The following is a 15,910-nucleotide window of genomic DNA, read 5'->3' on the forward strand; positions in this document are numbered from 1 at the left end:
GGGGGCTGTCTGCCCCCGCGCCCCTGCGGGGCTTTCCCCCGAGGGTATTTGGGCCAAGATGAAGGGGCATTTGTCGTGATCTTCACGGTGGCGATCGACGGGCCGGCGGCGGCAGGCAAGGGGACCATCGGGCGGGCCGTGGCGGCGCGTTTTGGGTTCCGGCATCTGGATACCGGGCTTTTGTACCGGGCGGTCGGCGCGAAGGGCGGCGATCCCGTGGCGGCGGCAGAGGCGCTTGTTCCCGGTGATCTGGAGCGGGAGGGGTTGCGGACGCTGGCGGCGGGTCAGGCGGCCAGCCGTGTGGCCGCGATCCCGCAAGTGCGTGCGGCGCTTGTGGAATTCCAGCGCCGCTTTGCGCGGGCGGAGGGCGGCGCGGTGCTGGACGGGCGGGATATCGGCACGGTGATCTGCCCCGAGGCGGAGGTGAAGCTCTATGTGACTGCCAGTGCGGAGGTGCGTGCGCATCGGCGGTGGCTGGAGGTCGGTGGGGATGAGGCGGTTGTTCTGGCGGAAGTGCGGGAGCGGGATGCGCGCGACATGGGGCGGGCGGATGCGCCGCTGCGGGCGGCGGCGGATGCTTTCGTGATGGATACCAGTGTGATGTCGGTGGAGGATGCGGTGGCGCGGGCCATTGCGGTGGTGGAGCGGCGGCTGGAGGAACGGGGATGACGGGGATGACGGGGATGCGGTTGCCGGAGTTGCAGGGCAAGGCGGTGCTTGTGACGGGGGCATCGACGGGGATCGGGGCGGCGGTGGCGCGGGCCTTCGCGGCGCAGGGCGCGCGGGTGGGGTTGCATTACAACGCGTCGGAAGAGGCTGCAAAAGCCGTGGCTTACGAGATCGGGGCGGCCGGCGGGGAGGCGGTGCTGATCCGGGCGGACGTGTCTTCCGGGGCGGGGGCGCGGGCGGCGGTGGAGCAGGCGGTGGCGGCCTTCGGGCGGCTGGACGGGTTAGTCAACAATGCAGGCGGCATGGTGCGGCGCGTGGCCTATACCGATGTTTCCGAACGGGATTACGACGAGATCATGGATCTGAACGCGCGGTCGGTGGTGGTGGCGTCGCAGGCGGCCATCGGGCCGCTGAAGGCGGCGGGGGGCGGGTTCATCATCAACACCACGTCGGTCGCGGCGCGGAACGGGGCGAGCGGCGGGGCCGGGCTTTACGGATCGTCGAAGGCCTTTGTCCACAACGTCACGCGGGGGATGGCCAAAGAGTTGATTCCCTTTGGTATTCGCGTGAACGCCGTGGCGCCGGGGGTGATCACCACGCCGTTTCACGAGCGCTATTCGACCGAGGCGCAGTTGCAGGCGCAGCTTGCCACGATCCCGGCAGGGCGGCTGGGCGGGCCGGAGGATTGCGTGGGGGCCTATCTGTTTCTGGCCTGCGAGAGCCTGTCGGGATATGTCGTGGGGCAGGTGATCGAGGTGAATGGCGGGCAGCTGATGCCCTGAGGGGCGTCAGGGTTAACACGCTGAATTTCCGTCGATTTTGGCGCGAAGCGCCGTTGGCGACTGTACAGCAACGGGTGCAGGAACCGGTGCAGACGGGCGTGCATACAAATTCCGGCAGGGTGAGGCCGTGCGGAATGGTTAAGGGTGTTTTGGCGCACAGTGGGCCTGACCCCTGCGCCGGGCCTGAGGCAGGGCTTGCCAACAGGGGGAGGAGGGTCGTGGGCGGCGTCTTCGCGGCCCGTTCCTGAGGCCCGTTCCGGAGGCCAGCGGCGCCGCCGCCCGCTTTACGCGCCTTTTACGGGGCCGGGCCGCATCCCGCATGGCACCTTTACGCGGGGCGGGCGCATCTTCGGGGCCTAACTTTCTGGAGATGCACCATGCTGGACGTGATCTATCTTGCGCTGGGCCTGATCGCCTTTGCGGCCTTTGGCCTGGCTGTCCGTGCGGCCGAGCGGATGTGAGGCGGCATCATGCTTGATCTGATCCTCGGCCTTGCCGTTGCGGCGGGCCTCTTTGTCTATCTGGGCGCGGCGCTGCTGCGGCCGGACCGGTTCTGAGGCGCGCGGCATGACACTAATTTCCTATCTTCTGTATTTTGCTGTGCTGGTCGGTCTGGCATGGCTGATGGCGGCGTGGATGGCGCGCGTCTATGCAGGCCAGCTTCCCGCCGCGCTGCGGCGCGTCGAGGCGGGGCTTTTGCGGCTGGGCGGGGTGGACCCCGGGCGTGGCATGGGCTGGGGCGACTATGCCCGGGCGGTGCTGGCCTTCAATGCGGCGGGTTTCGTGCTGCTCTATGCGCTGTTGCGGGCGCAGGGCGTGCTGCCGCTGAACCCGGATGGCATCGCGGGCATGGCGCCCGATCTGGCGTTCAACACCGCCGTCAGCTTTGTGACGAACACCAACTGGCAGGCCTATTCGGGCGAGGCGCAGCTGAGCTATCTGAGCCAGATGGCCGGGCTGACGATGCAGAATTTCGTGAGCGCGGGCACGGGCATGGCGGTGGCCGTGGCGGTGATCCGGGGCTTTGTCGGCGCGACGGGGGCTACGCTTGGCAATTTCTGGCTGGATCTGAGCCGGTCTGTCCTGTGGATCCTGCTTCCGCTGTCGGTCGTCCTGGCGCTGTTTCTGGCGGCGCAGGGTGTGCCGCAGACCTTGCAGGGAGCGGTGGTTGCCACGGGCATCGAGGGCGAGGAACAGATCATCGCCCGGGGTCCTGCGGCGGCGCAGATCGCGATCAAGCAACTGGGCACGAATGGGGGCGGGTTCTTCGGCGTGAATTCGGCCCATCCTTTCGAGAACCCGAACATTGCATCGAACCTGGCGCAATCGCTGTCGATCCTGCTGATCCCGGTGGCGTTTTGCTTTCTGTTCGGCCGGATGGTCGGGGACCGTCGGCACGGCTGGGCGATCTTTGCCGCGATGGCGGTGATGTTCGTGGCAGGCCTTGCGGTGATCCATGGCTATGAGGCGGCGGGGAACCCGTCGCTGGGCCTCGGGGCGAATATGGAGGGCAAGGAGCAGCGCTTTGGCGCGATGCTTTCGTCGCTTTGGGCGGCATCGACCACGGCGGCATCGAACGGATCGGTCAATGCGATGCATGACAGTTTCATGCCGCTGTCGGGCCTTGTGATGCTGGTGTTCATGGCGGTGGGCGAGGTGATCTTTGGCGGCGTCGGGGCGGGGCTTTACGGCATGATGCTGTATGTCGTGCTGGCGGTGTTCCTTGCCGGGCTGATGGTGGGGCGGACGCCGGAATACCTTGGCCGCAAGATCGAGGCGCGGGAGGTGACGCTGGCGGTGCTGGCCTTCCTGTCGATGCCCTTGGGAATTCTGGTGGGCGGCGCGGTGGCGGCCACGGTTCCCGCGGCGCTGACATCCGTGCAGGAGGCCGGGCCGCACGGGATGAGCGAGATCCTGTATGCCTATACCTCGGCCACGGGGAACAATGGTTCGGCCTTTGGGGGCTGGGGCGCGGCGAACCCGTGGCAGACGACGGCGCTGGGGATCATCATGATCCTGGGCCGCTATGCGATCATCGTGCCGCTCTTGGCGATTGCGGGGTCGATGCTGCGCAAGCCGCAGGCGCCCGTCACGAGCGGCACCTTTCCGACGCATGGCCCGCTGTTCGTGACGCTCTTGGTTCTGACGGTGCTGATCCTTGGCGCGCTGACCTTCTTTCCTGTCCTTGCCCTTGGCCCGATCGCGGAAGAGACCGCGCGGATGGCCGGGCAGAGCTTTTGAGGCAAACCATGTCCAAACATCAAAAGACGGCCGATCTGAGCGGTCTGTACACGGCTGCGATCCGGGAAAGTCTGGTGAAGCTGGATCCGCGGCGGCTGTGGCGTAACCCGGTGATGTTCGTGACCGCCGTGGTGGCGGCGCTGACGACGGTGCTGGGCCTGCGCGATTTTCTGGCCGGGGCGGCGGGCGCGGGGACGAGCCTGCACATTTCGGCCTGGCTGTGGCTGTGCGTGCTTTTTGCGAATTTCGCCGAGGCGCTGGCCGAGGGGCGGGGGCGGGCACGGGCGGATACGCTGCGGGCGACCAAGGCGGAGACGCGGGTGCGGCTTCTGTCGGGGGTGGAGGAAAGCCCGGAACGGGCGACGGAGGTTCTGTCCACCGCGCTGCGCCCCGGGCAGATCGTCTATGTCGCGGCAGGGGAGATCATCCCCACCGACGGCGAGGCGGTGCGCGGCATGGCGTCGGTGAATGAAAGCGCGATCACCGGCGAGAGCGCGCCGGTGATCCGCGAGGCGGGCGGGGATCGGTCGGGGGTGACGGGGGGTACCACCGTCGTGTCGGACTGGCTGGTGATCCGGGTGACGGCGGAGCCGGGGAAGAGTTTCCTAGACCGCATGATCGCGCTGGTCGAGGGGGCCGAGCGGCAGAAGACCCCGAACGAGATCGCGCTGAACATCCTGCTGGTGGGGCTGACGCTGATATTCCTGTTCGTCGTGGTGACGCTGCCTGCTTTTGCCAGCTATTCCGGAGCGGCGATCCCGGTGATCGTGCTGGGGGCGCTGTTCGTGACGCTGATCCCAACGACGATCGGGGGGCTTTTGTCGGCCATCGGGATTGCCGGGATGGACCGGCTGGTGAAGGCCAATGTGATCGCCAAATCGGGCCGCGCGGTGGAGGCGGCGGGGGATGTGGATACGCTGCTTCTGGACAAGACCGGGACGATCACCTTTGGCAACCGGATGGCGGATGCGCTGATCCCGGCGCCGGGGGTGGAGCTGCGGCGTCTGGCAGAGGCGGCGGCGCTGGCGTCGCTGGCCGATGAGACGCCCGAGGGCAAATCCATCGTGGAGAAGGCGCGCGAGGTGCTGGGGGCGCTGCCCGGGATGCCCGCGGGGGCGGAAGCGGTGGCCTTTACGGCGCACACGCGGCTGTCGGGGCTGGATGCGGGCGGGCGGTCCCTGCGCAAGGGGGCGATGGATGCGGTGATCCGTCTGACGGGCAAGACCCCGCCCGGCGCGCTGGCCGAGCAGGTCGATGCGATCGCGCGGTCGGGGGGGACGCCCCTGCTGGTGGCCGAGGGGGCGGAGATCCTGGGCGCGGTGCATCTGAAGGACATCGTGAAGCCCGGCGTGCGGGAGCGGTTTGCCGAGTTGCGCGCGATGGGTATCCGCACGGTGATGATCACGGGGGACAACCCTTTGACGGCGGCGGCGATTGCGGCCGAGGCGGGGGTGGATGATTTCCTGGCCGAGGCGACGCCCGAGATGAAGCTGGATCTGATCCGGCGCGAACAGGCGGGGGGGCGGCTGGTGGCCATGTGCGGCGACGGGTCGAACGACGCGCCCGCGCTGGCGCAGGCCGATGTGGGGGTGGCCATGAATGCGGGCACGCCGGCGGCGAAGGAGGCGGCCAACCTGATCGACCTTGACAGCGATCCGACCAAGCTGATCGAGGTGGTTCTGGTGGGCAAGCAACTGCTGATCAGCCGCGGGGCGCTGACGACGTTCAGCATCGCCAATGACGTGGCGAAGTATTTCGCCATCCTGCCTGCGATCTTTGTCGCGGCCTATCCGGGGTTGGCGGTGCTGAACGTGATGGATCTGGCCTCGCCCACATCGGCGATCCTGTCGGCGGTGATCTTCAACGCGCTGATCCTTGTGGCGCTGGTGCCGCTGGCGCTGCGGGGGGTGCGGTATCGGCCGTCGAGCGCGGCGGCGCTGCTGCGGCGCAACCTTGCGATCTACGGACTGGGCGGCCTGATCGTGCCTTTCGTCGGCATCAAGGCCATCGACCTTGCGCTTGTCGCGCTGAACCTTGCCTGAGGAGGCCCAAAGATGCTGTCACAGCTTCGCCCTGCCATCGCCCTGACCGCGATTTTCACGCTGCTCACGGGGTTGGCCTATCCCTTTGCGATGACGGGTCTTGCGCAGGGCCTGTTTCCTGACGCCGCCAATGGCAGCCTGATGGCGCGGGAGGGGGCGGTGATCGGGTCGGCCCTGATCGCCCAACCCTTTGCGGGGGCGGGCTATCTGCACCCGCGGGCTTCGGCGTCGGGCTATAATGCGGCGGGGACGGGGGCCACGAACCTTGGCCCCACCTCGGCCACGCTGATCGCCGATGTTGCCGCCCGCCGTGCCGCGTGGGAGGGGCTGAACGGCACAGATGCGCCCATCGACGCGGTCACCACGTCGGGGTCGGGCCTTGATCCCGATATCAGCGTGGCTTCGGCGCTGGGCCAATCCGGGCGGATCGCCACCGCGCGGGGGGCGGACCCGGCGGCGGTGCGCGCGTTGATCGAGGACGCGGTGGTCCCGCCGCTGTTGGGGATGTATGGCGAGGCGCGGGTGAATGTGCTGCGCACCAACATCGCGCTTGACGCGGCCTTTCCGATAGCGCCCGCTGGTGGGGAATGACATCTGACGCCGATCTTCGCCCTTCTCCCGAAGCTCTTCTCTCGCAGGCCGCGCGGGAGGGGCGGGGTCGGCTGAAGGTTTTTCTCGGCGCGGCGCCGGGTGTGGGCAAGACATGGGCCATGCTGGACGATGCCCATCGCGAAGCGGCCCGGGGCCGCGATGTGGTGGCGGCCCTGATCGAAACCCATGGCCGGGCCGAGACGCAGGCCAAGCTGGCGGGGCTGACGCAACTGCCGCGCCGGCCCGTGATCTATCAGGGCCGCGTGCTGACCGAGATGGACCTTGATGGCCTTCTGGCGCGCAAGCCCGACCTCGCGCTGATCGACGAGTTGGCCCATACCAATGCCGATGGCAGCCGCCACGAGAAGCGCTGGCAGGATGTCGAGGAGGTGCTGGCGGCGGGGATCGACGTCTATACCACGCTGAACATCCAGCATATCGAGACGCTGAACGAGACGGTGGCGCGCATCACCGGGGTGCGGGTGCGCGAGACAGTGCCGGATGGCGCGCTGGAGATGGCCGATGAGATCGAACTGATCGACCTGCCGCCCGATGAATTGGTGGAGCGTCTGAAACAGGGCAAGGTCTATCCGGCCGATCAGGCAGCGCGGGCGCTGTCATCGTTCTTTGTGAAGGGCAATCTGACGGCGCTGCGCGAATTGGCCATGCGGACGGCGGCCGACCGTGTGGATGCGCAATTGCGCGAACATATGGCCGCCAATGCCATTGCGGGACCATGGCCCACGCAGGAGCGCGTTCTGGTCTGCATCAACGAAAGCCCCGCCGCGCGCGAGGCGATCCGCGTGGCCAAGCGCAGCGCGGATCGGTCGCGGGCGGAATGGATCGCGCTGAATGTGGCGCAGGCGCGGGGCGAACGTCTGCCCGAGGCCGAGAAGGACCGGCTGGCGGGCAGTCTGCGCCTTGCCGAGCGGCTGGGGGCCGAGCTTGCCACGCTGGAGGCCGAGCATGACGTGGCCAAGGCCATCCTTGCCTTTGCGCGGGACAGGAATGTGCGGCGCATCGTGATCGGCCGTCCGCGCCCGCGCCCGTTCTGGGCGCGGATCGCGGGCGAGGATGTGGCGCGCGATATCCTGCGGGAGGCGGGATCTTTCGAGGTGACGGTCGCATCGGAGCCTGATGAGAAGCCGTCGCGCCTGCGCCTTGGGCTGCCCGGGCTGGGCGCCGAGCCGCGCGCCTGGGGCGAGGCGGTGCTGGCGGTGGCGCTGGCGTCGGCCTGTTCCTGGGGGGCTGAGCAGCTTTTCCCGGTGGCGAGCCTGAGCGTGATCTACATGACGGCGGTGGTCGTGGTGGCCAGCCGCCGGGGCCTTGGCCCGGCCCTTGCGACGGCGGTGCTGGGCTTTCTGGCGTATAACTTCCTGTTCACCCATCCCCGCTATACGTTCAACGTATCGCGTCAGGGGGAGTTGCTGACGCTGGGGCTGTTTCTGGCCGCGTCGCTGGTGACGGGCAATCTTGCGGCGCGTCTGCGCGCGCGGGTGGAGGCGCAGGCCGCCATCGCGGACCGCACCAACAAGCTGTATGATTTCAGCCGCCGCGTGGCGGCGGCGGCGACGGCGGATGATGTTGTCTGGGCGTCGGTCAGCCATGTGGCGACGACCCTGCGCTGCGAGGCGCTGCTTCTGATGCCGCGCGGGGGGGCGTTGCAGGTGGTGGGTGGTTTTCCCCCGGAGGACCGGCTGGAGGTGCGGGACAAATCCGCCGCGCAATTTGCCTGGGACAAGGGCGAGGTGGCGGGGCGCGGATCGGATACGCTGCCCATGGCGCGGTGGTTCTTTCTGCCCTTGATCGCGGGGGAGCGGCGGCTGGGTGTCCTTGGCATCGCCTATGCGGATGACCGCCTGCTGGCGCGGACCGACCGGCGGCTGCTGGATGCGCTGATAGACCAGATCGCGCTGGCGCTGGAACGGCTGCGCCTGACCGAGGATCTGGCGGCGACGCAGCTTGCCAGCGAGACCGAGCGCTTGCGCGCGGCGCTCTTGAATTCGGTGAGCCATGATCTGCGCACCCCGCTGGTCACGATCATCGGCGCGGCGGGCCATCTGGTGGAGGGTGACCTGCCCGCGGCAGCGCGGCGCGATCTGGCCGAAAACATCCGCGACGAGGGCGAAAGGCTGGATCGCTATGTGCAGAACCTGCTCGACATGACGCGGCTGGGCCATGGCGCGCTGAAGCCGCGTCTGGTGGCGCTGGATGTGGCGGAACTGATCGGGGGGGCGCGGGCGCGGATGAAGGGGGTGCTGCGGGATCATCGGCTGCGGGTGGAGCTGGCGCCGGACCTGCCGCTGGCCAGTGCCGATGCGGTGCTGATGGAACAGGTGCTTGTCAACATCCTGGACAATGCGGCCAAATATGCGCCGGAGGGCAGTGAGATCGTGCTGCAGGCCGTGCAGAGGGGCGGGATGATCGACATTTCGGTGACGGATCAGGGGCCGGGCATTCCGGAGGCCGATCTGACGCGCGTCTTCGGCATGTTCTATCGGGTGGCGGGGGGCGACCGGCAGCGCGCGGGCACGGGGCTGGGTCTGGCGATCTGCAAGGGGTTGGTGGAGGCAATGGGCGGCGCGATCCGCGCCGAGGCGGGGGCGCCGGATGGCAGCGGGACGCGGATCGTGGTGTCGTTGCCGATGGATGCCCCGGGGAGGGTGGCATGAGTGTGGGGGCGCGCATCCTTGTGATCGACGACGAGGCGCCGATCCGCCGTTTCCTGCGGGTGGCGCTGGTGGCCGAGGGGCATGAGGTGATCGAGGCGGGCAGCGCGCGGGACGGTCTGGCGCTGGCCGCGCGCGAGGCGCCGGGGCTGATCGTGCTGGATCTGGGGCTGCCGGATGCGGACGGGCTGTCGGTGCTGCGGGATCTGCGTGGCTGGACGCAGGTGCCTGTGCTGATCCTGTCGGTGCGGGCCGATGAGGCGGGCAAGGTGGAGGCGCTGGATGCAGGCGCGCAGGATTACGTGGTCAAGCCCTTTGGGATGAAGGAGTTTCTGGCCCGGGTGCGGGGCCTGTTGCGCGACCGTCTGGCCGAGATCGTGCCATCGGTTCTGACCATCGGGCCGCTGCGGATTGATGCGGCGGATCATACCGCGGCGCTGGACGGGCAGGCGCTGCATCTGACGCGGCGGGAGTTCGATCTGCTGTGGATGCTGGCCAGCCATCGTGGGCGGCTGGTGACGCAGGAGATGATCCTGAAGGCGATCTGGGGACCGGCCCATGTGGACGACAGCCAGTATCTGCGGGTCTATGTCCGGCAGTTGCGCCAGAAGCTGGGGGATGACGCCGCCAACCCGCGCTTCATCGCGACGGAACCGGGGATCGGGTATCGCTTCCTTGACGGGGCGGAACGCTGAGGCGGATGCGGCAGGCGCCGCCCGGGGGCGGCCGTCAGATCAGCGCGATGCGTTCGCGTTGCGACGGGTCGGGATAGGGGCGGTAGAGCCCGATCTCGACCGTGTCGATCATCGCGTGCATCTTTTCGTAAAGCTCCACCGCATCGGCATCGGCATCGGCGAGCGCGGTGAAGGCGGCGTCGAGGGCGGCCATGCCTTCGATTTCGATTTCGAGGATGAAATCGGTATGGCGCCCGGAGGCGAGGCCGAACTTGCGGCGCATGAGCCGCCAGCCCGAGACAAGCTGCAGGCGGTTGAGGTGATCGAGCCAGAGACCGGCCGCATGGGCGAAGGACAGGGCGCGGGCTTCCGGGCGCAGTTCGATCAGGCAGTGATAGACGTTCACGGTATCCTCCTTCCGTGATCCCGGTCCGGGACTGTGAGTCTGGGACGGTGCGCCGCATCCTGCGGGCTTGCCACTTTCCATCCTGTTAAGACGGCTGCGACGGCCCTTCGCTTAGGGCGGGCGGGGTGAACCCCGCCGGGCCGGCAGGTCAGGGGATGGCGGCGATGGTCAGGAAGGCGAAGAAGATCACGAGGTGGATGCCACCTTGCAGGATGGTCGTGCGTCCCGTCGCCAGCGTGAGGGTCGCCATGAAGAGCGACAGGACGAGGAGGACGATATGTTCGGCCTCGAGCCCGAGGATGAGGGTCTGGCCCAGCATCAGCGACAGGATGGCGACGGTTGGGATGGTCAGGCAGAGGCTGGCCAGCGCAGAGCCGAGGGCGAGGTTCATGCTGGTTTGCAGCCGGTTCGCACGCGCGGCCCGGACCGAGGCCAGCGCTTCGGGCAGGAGCACGATCAGCGCGATGATGACGCCGATCAGGGCTTCGGGCAGGCCGAGATGCGCGATGCCCTCTTCCACCGGGTGGGCCAGCACCTCGGCCAGAAGGACCACGGCCAGAAGGGAGAGGGGCAGCAGCAGGAGCGCGATCAGAAAGCTGCGGCGATCCGGGGGGGTGTGGTCGTCGTGGTCATCCTCGGCGTCGCGGAACGCCTCTTTGTGGCGGATCGTCTGGACGTAGAGGAACAGGCCGTAAAGGGCGAGGGAGACCGTGGCGACAAAGATCAGCTGTTTGGGCGCATAGACCGGCCCGGGGGTCGTGGTCGTGTAATTCGGCAGAACGAGGCCGAGCACCGCCAGCGTGCCCAGAACGCCCAAGGCCTTGATCGCGCCGCGCGCCTGAAAGCCCGGTTCGTGGAAGCGCAGGCCCCCGATCAGCAGGCAAAGCCCGACGATGCCGTTCAGCACGATCATGATCGCGGCAAAGACGGTGTCGCGGGCGACGCTGCTTTCGGCATCGGGCGAGGACAGCAGCATCGAGACGATCAGCGAGACTTCGATCACGGTGACGGACAGGGCCAGCACGATGGAGCCGAAGGGTTGGCCGATGCGGTGGGCGACCGTTTCGGCATGGTGCACAGCGGCAAAGACCGCCGCGAAGAGCGCGGGAATGGCGACGAGAAAGAAGACGGCAGGCACGGCGCCATGCAGCACGACAAGGCCAAGCGCGGCGAGAGAGAGGGCAAGCGCGGGCGCGGCCCATGACCACCAAGGCGTGACGGGGGCGGGGGTCATGGATGGGGATGCTTTCTGGTCAAGGGTAAGACTGGGGAGAGACTGGGGTGAGACTGCCGATCTGCGCAGGCCCATGATCGCGTGACAGGGACCGGCTGGCAAGTCTGGGACGTGGGCAAGTCTGGGATGTCGGGGCGGGGGCGCGGCGCGGCCTTGCCCGCTGTGCCGGGGGCGGGGCGGGTGGGGTGGAGGTCACGCGGCCTGCGGCCCGCCCATTGCTTGGCGCTTGTTTTCCTGCGTCCGAGCGACTATAGGCCCCCCATCCTGATGGCGGAGTCGCGGTCTGTCCGGTTTTCCGGGACCGGCGCGGTTTTTCCCGCAGGGTGAGCCAAAGACCGGCGGAGCCAACCGCATGGCCAGAAAACCATGACAAAGGACGAACTGCATATGTGCGCGAAAAACGCTATGGAAGAATTCGAAGCTCTTCTGAAGGAGAGCTTCGAGATTGACACCCCCGAAGAGGGCACGGTTGTCAAAGGCAAGGTCATCGCCATCGAGGCGGGCCAGGCCATCATCGATGTCGGCTACAAGATGGAAGGCCGCATCGACCTGAAGGAATTCGCCAACCCCGGTGAACAGCCCAACATCAATGTGGGCGACGAGGTTGAGGTCTATCTGGACCGCGTGGAAAATGCCCGCGGCGAAGCGCAGATCAGCCGCGAGAAGGCCCGCCGCGAAGAGGCGTGGGACCGTCTGGAGAAGGCCTATGCGTCCGAGACCCGCGTCGAAGGCGCGATCTTCGGCCGTGTCAAAGGCGGCTTCACCGTCGATCTGGGTGGTGCTGTGGCGTTCCTGCCCGGTTCGCAGGTGGACGTGCGCCCCGTGCGCGATGCAGGCCCGCTGATGGGCATGAAGCAGCCCTTCCAGATCCTGAAGATGGACCGTCGCCGCGGCAATATCGTCGTGTCGCGCCGCGCCATTCTGGAAGAGAGCCGCGCCGAGCAGCGCGCCGAAGTGATCGGCAACCTGTCGGAAGGCCAGACCATCGACGGCGTGGTGAAGAACATCACCGAATACGGCGCCTTCGTTGACCTTGGCGGCGTGGACGGCCTGCTGCACGTGACCGACATGGCCTGGCGCCGGGTGAACCACCCGAGCGAGATCCTGTCGATCGGCGAGACGATCAAGGTGCAGGTCATCAAGATCAACAAGGACACCCACCGCATCAGCCTTGGCATGAAGCAGCTGCAGGCCGATCCGTGGGATGCCGTGGAGCGCGCCTATCCGCTGGGTTCGGTGCACAAGGGCCGCGTGACCAACATCACCGATTACGGCGCCTTCGTGGAGCTGGAAGCCGGTGTCGAAGGTCTGGTCCATGTTTCGGAAATGAGCTGGACCAAGAAGAACGTGCATCCCGGCAAGATCGTTTCCACCTCGCAGGAGGTGGATGTCATGGTGCTGGAGATCGACAGCGCCAAGCGCCGTGTGTCGCTGGGCCTGAAGCAGACGATGCGCAATCCGTGGGAAGTGTTCGCGGAAACTCATCCCGTGGGGTCGACGATCGAGGGCGAAGTCAAGAACATCACCGAATTCGGTCTGTTCGTGGGCCTCGACAACGACATCGACGGCATGGTGCACCTGTCGGACCTGTCGTGGGATCAGCGCGGCGAGGATGCCATCCAGAACTACCGCAAGGGCGACACGGTTCAGGCCGCGGTCACCGAGGTGGACGTGGAGAAGGAGCGTATCTCGCTGTCGATCAAGGCGCTGGGTGATGACACCTTCACCGATGCGGTGGATGGCGTGAAGCGCGGGTCGGTCATCACCGTGACGGTGACGGCGATCGAGGAAGGCGGGATCGAGGTGGAGTATAACGGCGCCAAGTCGTTCATCCGCCGGTCGGACCTGTCGCGCGACCGTGCCGACCAGCGCCCCGAGCGGTTCCAGGTGGGTGACCACGTGGATGTGCGCGTGACCAACATCGACCCCAAGACCCGCCGTCTGGGCCTGTCGATCAAGGCGCGCGAGATCGCCGAAGAGAAGGAAGCCGTGGAACAGTACGGTTCGTCCGATTCGGGCGCGTCGCTGGGGGATATCCTTGGCGCGGCGCTGAAGGGCGGCAACTGAGCCATCCTGTCTGAACCTGGTGAAAGGCCCCGCCTCCGTGCGGGGCCTTTTGCCATTCGCGGTGGCGGTCGCGCCGCAGCGCGGGGCGGTTTGGCGGTGTGGCGCGCGTTTTCGTTGTGCGCTTGGTTTTTTTGCCTATAGTCCAATCCAAACAACAGCGTGGCGACCGATCAACGGCACCACAGGGGGGACTTGGATGATCCGTTCGGAACTGATCCAGAAGATCGCGGATGAAAACCCGCATCTCACGCAGCGGCATGTGGAGCGGATCGTGAACACGGTCTTTGAGGAAATCATCGAGGCGCTGGCCAAGGGTGACCGGGTGGAGCTGCGCGGATTTGGCGCATTTTCGGTGAAGGCGCGCGATGCGCGCGTGGGCCGCAACCCGCGGACGGGTGAGGCGGTGAAGGTCGATGACAAGAAGGTGCCGTTCTTCAAGACCGGCAAGCTGCTGCGCGACCGGCTGAACGGCAAGGGCTGAGGTTTTCCGCCGGTTACGCCGTCCCGTCCCTTGCGCGCACGGGTGGGGGGCGCGATAGTCGGGCGTGATCCGAGGGGGATGCCCGATGCTGCGCTATCTTCGCTATGCTTTCATCGCCATGCTTCTGGTGCTGCTGTTGACGGTGGCGCTGGCCAACCGCACGGTGGTGCCGGTGCGGTTCCTGCCCGAGGATGTGGGGGCGCTGTTCGGCGTGAACTGGCAGATGGAACTGCCGCTGTTCCTGGTGATGCTGGGCGGTGTGGTGGCGGGCGTGCTGATCGGGTTCACCTGGGAATGGCTGCGCGAGCACAAGTATCGCCGCACCGCGAGCCAGCGGGGCAAGGAACTGGCCCGGCTGGAGCGCGAGATCGAGGTGATGCGCGATTCGACGAGCGTGCCGAAGGACGAGATCCTGACGCTGATCGAAAAGCCGCGGAAAGCGGGCTGATCCATGGGACAGGTGCGGGTGAAGATCTGCGGTCTGCGGACCGTGGCGGATGTGGCTGCCGTGGCGGCGGCGGGGGCGGCCTATGCGGGGTTCGTGTTCTTTGAACGGTCTCCGCGGCATCTGAGCGTGGCGCAGGCGGCGGAACTGGCGCTGGCGGCGCCGGTGGGGCTGGCGAAGGTGGCGCTGGTGGTGGATGCGCCGGATGCGGTGCTGGATGCCATCGTGGAGGGCGTGCCGCTGGATATGTTGCAGCTGCATGGGCACGAGACGCCGGAGCGGGTGGCAGAGGTGCGCGCGCGCTATGGCCTGCCGGTGATGAAGGCGGTGGGCGTGGCGGATGAGGGCGATCTGGCGGCGCTGTTTGATTACAGCACGGTGGCGGATCAGATCCTTGTCGATGCGAAGCCCCCCAAGGGGTCGGCGCTGCCGGGGGGGAACGGGCTTTCCTTCGACTGGCGGCTGGTGGCGCAGCGGCGCTGGCTCAGGCCGTGGATGCTGGCCGGGGGCCTGACGGCCGAGAACGTGGCCGAGGCGGTGCGCCTGACCAATGCGCGGCAGGTGGATGTGTCGTCGGGGGTGGAAAGCGCGCCCGGACAGAAGGATGCGGGCAAGATCGCGGCCTTTGTCCGGGCGGCGGGGTGACCCCGGGCGGGAGCGTCCCGGGGTCGGATCGCCCTTACATCGCGGGCAGGATCGTCAGGTCGCGGACCGGCTGATCGGTGCCGGTGATGGGCAGCGTGCCCGACACGGCGCCGGTGGCGAGGTCAAGGAGGTGCAGACCACCCAGCGCGGCGACATAGGCCGTGTTCGTGCCATCCGCGGTGGTGGCGACGTCCAGCGCGACCGGGCCTTCCAGCGTGACGCCGAGGCTGCCGATGGTGGCCAGCGTGCCATCATTCGGCGCGGTCTGCTGCAACAGCGCGTTCAGGCCGGCGTCGATGTCAAACATCGCGGTCTTTTCCGGCTTGCCGTAGCTGTTGGTATAGGCCACGGCCACGACCATCGGGGTGGCGGCGGCGTTGGCATCGGCGGGATCGAAGTTCAGCATCCCGTCCACGGTCACCTCGCCGGTTTCCATGTTCACGCGGTGGTTCTGGCTGCCCGACATGAAGCGCAGACGGTCCGCGGCGGGGTTCACGTCCACGATGACGGCGGCGCCTTCGGCGACGTCCAGCATGGTGTTCATCTTGGCGATCTCGGTCGTGGCGCCGGTGGCCGGGTCGATCGTCACGATGGCCTGCGTGTCGGTCACGCCGATGATGGTGCCGTTGCCGGGACGGTAGTCGATGCCGTGCAGGCGGGTGACGCCCTGTGCCTCGACGCTGCCGGTGACGGCGCCGGTGGCGGTGTCGATCATCACCAGCGTGCGGTCGCCGGTCAGGCCGAGGGCGGTTTGCGCCTGCGCGGCGCCGGCGGCGGCGGCGGTGACGAGAAGGGTGGTCATCAGGGTTTTCATGGAATCGCTCCTGTCCATAGGTTGCAACGGACGCAGCTACGAAAGGGGCAGGGGCAGGGTTTCAGCGCATGTGTTCACGAAAGCGTCAGAACGCGCGCCCTGTGGCTGCCCCCGGGGATTTCACCCCCGGACCCCCGAGGATATTTGGGC

The 15,910-nt window shown here is 67.5% G+C and carries 15 protein-coding genes; 11 read left to right on the plus strand and 4 right to left on the minus strand.

Going from position 1 to position 15,910, the window contains the following annotated elements:
- Window positions 1–75: 75 nt before the first annotated feature.
- Window positions 76–669, plus strand: a complete 594-nt coding sequence (locus GU920_RS09125) for a (d)CMP kinase (RefSeq protein ID WP_161766722.1) — start codon at window positions 76–78, stop codon at window positions 667–669.
- Window positions 666–1,451, plus strand: a complete 786-nt coding sequence (locus GU920_RS09130) for an SDR family NAD(P)-dependent oxidoreductase (RefSeq protein ID WP_161766723.1) — start codon at window positions 666–668, stop codon at window positions 1,449–1,451. Before GU920_RS09125 ends, GU920_RS09130 begins: the two co-directional genes overlap by 4 nt.
- 356 nt (window positions 1,452–1,807) lie before the next feature.
- Here the strand turns inward: GU920_RS09130 and GU920_RS19905 are convergent, their stop codons facing one another.
- A complete protein-coding gene (locus GU920_RS19905) occupies window positions 1,808–2,020 on the minus strand; it encodes a hypothetical protein (RefSeq protein ID WP_449301113.1) in 213 nt (70 codons plus the stop codon).
- Here GU920_RS19905 and kdpA point away from each other — a divergent pair.
- The 5 genes from kdpA to GU920_RS09160 are packed head-to-tail and all read left to right on the plus strand — an operon-like array spanning window position 2,019 to window position 9,689.
- Window positions 2,019–3,692 carry a potassium-transporting ATPase subunit KdpA gene (kdpA, locus tag GU920_RS09140; protein ID WP_161766724.1) on the plus strand — a complete coding sequence of 558 codons (1,674 nt, stop codon included), beginning with the start codon at window positions 2,019–2,021 and terminating at the stop codon, window positions 3,690–3,692. The two genes, GU920_RS19905 and kdpA, sit on opposite strands and share 2 nt — an antisense overlap.
- A gap of 8 nt (window positions 3,693–3,700) precedes the next feature.
- Window positions 3,701–5,734: a potassium-transporting ATPase subunit KdpB gene (gene kdpB, locus GU920_RS09145; RefSeq protein WP_161766725.1), complete on the plus strand. Its 2,034-nt coding sequence runs from the start codon at window positions 3,701–3,703 to the stop codon at window positions 5,732–5,734.
- 12 nt (window positions 5,735–5,746) lie between these two features.
- Window positions 5,747–6,325 (plus strand): potassium-transporting ATPase subunit KdpC, encoded by a 579-nt coding sequence (gene kdpC / locus GU920_RS09150; RefSeq protein WP_161766726.1) that lies wholly within the window; start codon window positions 5,747–5,749, stop codon window positions 6,323–6,325.
- On the plus strand, window positions 6,322–8,997 hold the full coding sequence (locus GU920_RS09155) for a sensor histidine kinase (RefSeq protein WP_161766727.1): 2,676 nt from the start codon (window positions 6,322–6,324) through the stop codon (window positions 8,995–8,997). Before kdpC ends, GU920_RS09155 begins: the two co-directional genes overlap by 4 nt.
- A complete protein-coding gene (locus GU920_RS09160; protein ID WP_161766728.1) occupies window positions 8,994–9,689 on the plus strand; it encodes a response regulator in 696 nt (231 codons plus the stop codon). The genes GU920_RS09155 and GU920_RS09160 overlap by 4 nt, the downstream gene beginning before the upstream one ends.
- Window positions 9,690–9,723: 34 nt before the next feature.
- Here GU920_RS09160 and GU920_RS09165 read toward each other — a convergent pair whose 3' ends face one another.
- Window positions 9,724–10,074 (minus strand): DUF6614 family protein, encoded by a 351-nt coding sequence (locus GU920_RS09165; RefSeq protein ID WP_161766729.1) that lies wholly within the window; start codon window positions 10,072–10,074, stop codon window positions 9,724–9,726.
- A 148-nt stretch (window positions 10,075–10,222) separates the two neighbouring features.
- Window positions 10,223–11,308 carry a calcium:proton antiporter gene (locus GU920_RS09170; RefSeq protein ID WP_161766730.1) on the minus strand — a complete coding sequence of 362 codons (1,086 nt, stop codon included), beginning with the start codon at window positions 11,306–11,308 and terminating at the stop codon, window positions 10,223–10,225.
- Between the two features lie 387 nt (window positions 11,309–11,695).
- Here GU920_RS09170 and rpsA point away from each other — a divergent pair, with 387 nt between their 5' ends.
- From rpsA to GU920_RS09190, 4 genes are all read left to right on the plus strand, one after another.
- A complete protein-coding gene (gene rpsA, locus GU920_RS09175) occupies window positions 11,696–13,375 on the plus strand; it encodes a 30S ribosomal protein S1 (RefSeq protein WP_161767326.1) in 1,680 nt (559 codons plus the stop codon).
- Between the two features lie 196 nt (window positions 13,376–13,571).
- Window positions 13,572–13,856, plus strand: a complete 285-nt coding sequence (gene ihfB / locus GU920_RS09180; RefSeq protein ID WP_161766731.1) for an integration host factor subunit beta — start codon at window positions 13,572–13,574, stop codon at window positions 13,854–13,856.
- Between the two features lie 85 nt (window positions 13,857–13,941).
- Window positions 13,942–14,304: a LapA family protein gene (locus GU920_RS09185; protein WP_161766732.1), complete on the plus strand. Its 363-nt coding sequence runs from the start codon at window positions 13,942–13,944 to the stop codon at window positions 14,302–14,304.
- A gap of 3 nt (window positions 14,305–14,307) precedes the next feature.
- Window positions 14,308–14,946, plus strand: coding sequence for a phosphoribosylanthranilate isomerase (locus GU920_RS09190; protein ID WP_161766733.1), 639 nt, complete (start codon window positions 14,308–14,310; stop codon window positions 14,944–14,946).
- A 34-nt stretch (window positions 14,947–14,980) separates the two neighbouring features.
- Here the strand turns inward: GU920_RS09190 and GU920_RS09195 are convergent, their stop codons facing one another.
- Window positions 14,981–15,760 (minus strand): DUF4394 domain-containing protein, encoded by a 780-nt coding sequence (locus tag GU920_RS09195; protein ID WP_161766734.1) that lies wholly within the window; start codon window positions 15,758–15,760, stop codon window positions 14,981–14,983.
- Window positions 15,761–15,910: the final 150 nt, after the last annotated feature.

Origin of the sequence: Paragemmobacter ruber, from assembly GCF_009908315.1 — a bacterium.
GTDB lineage: Bacteria > Pseudomonadota > Alphaproteobacteria > Rhodobacterales > Rhodobacteraceae > Paragemmobacter > Paragemmobacter ruber.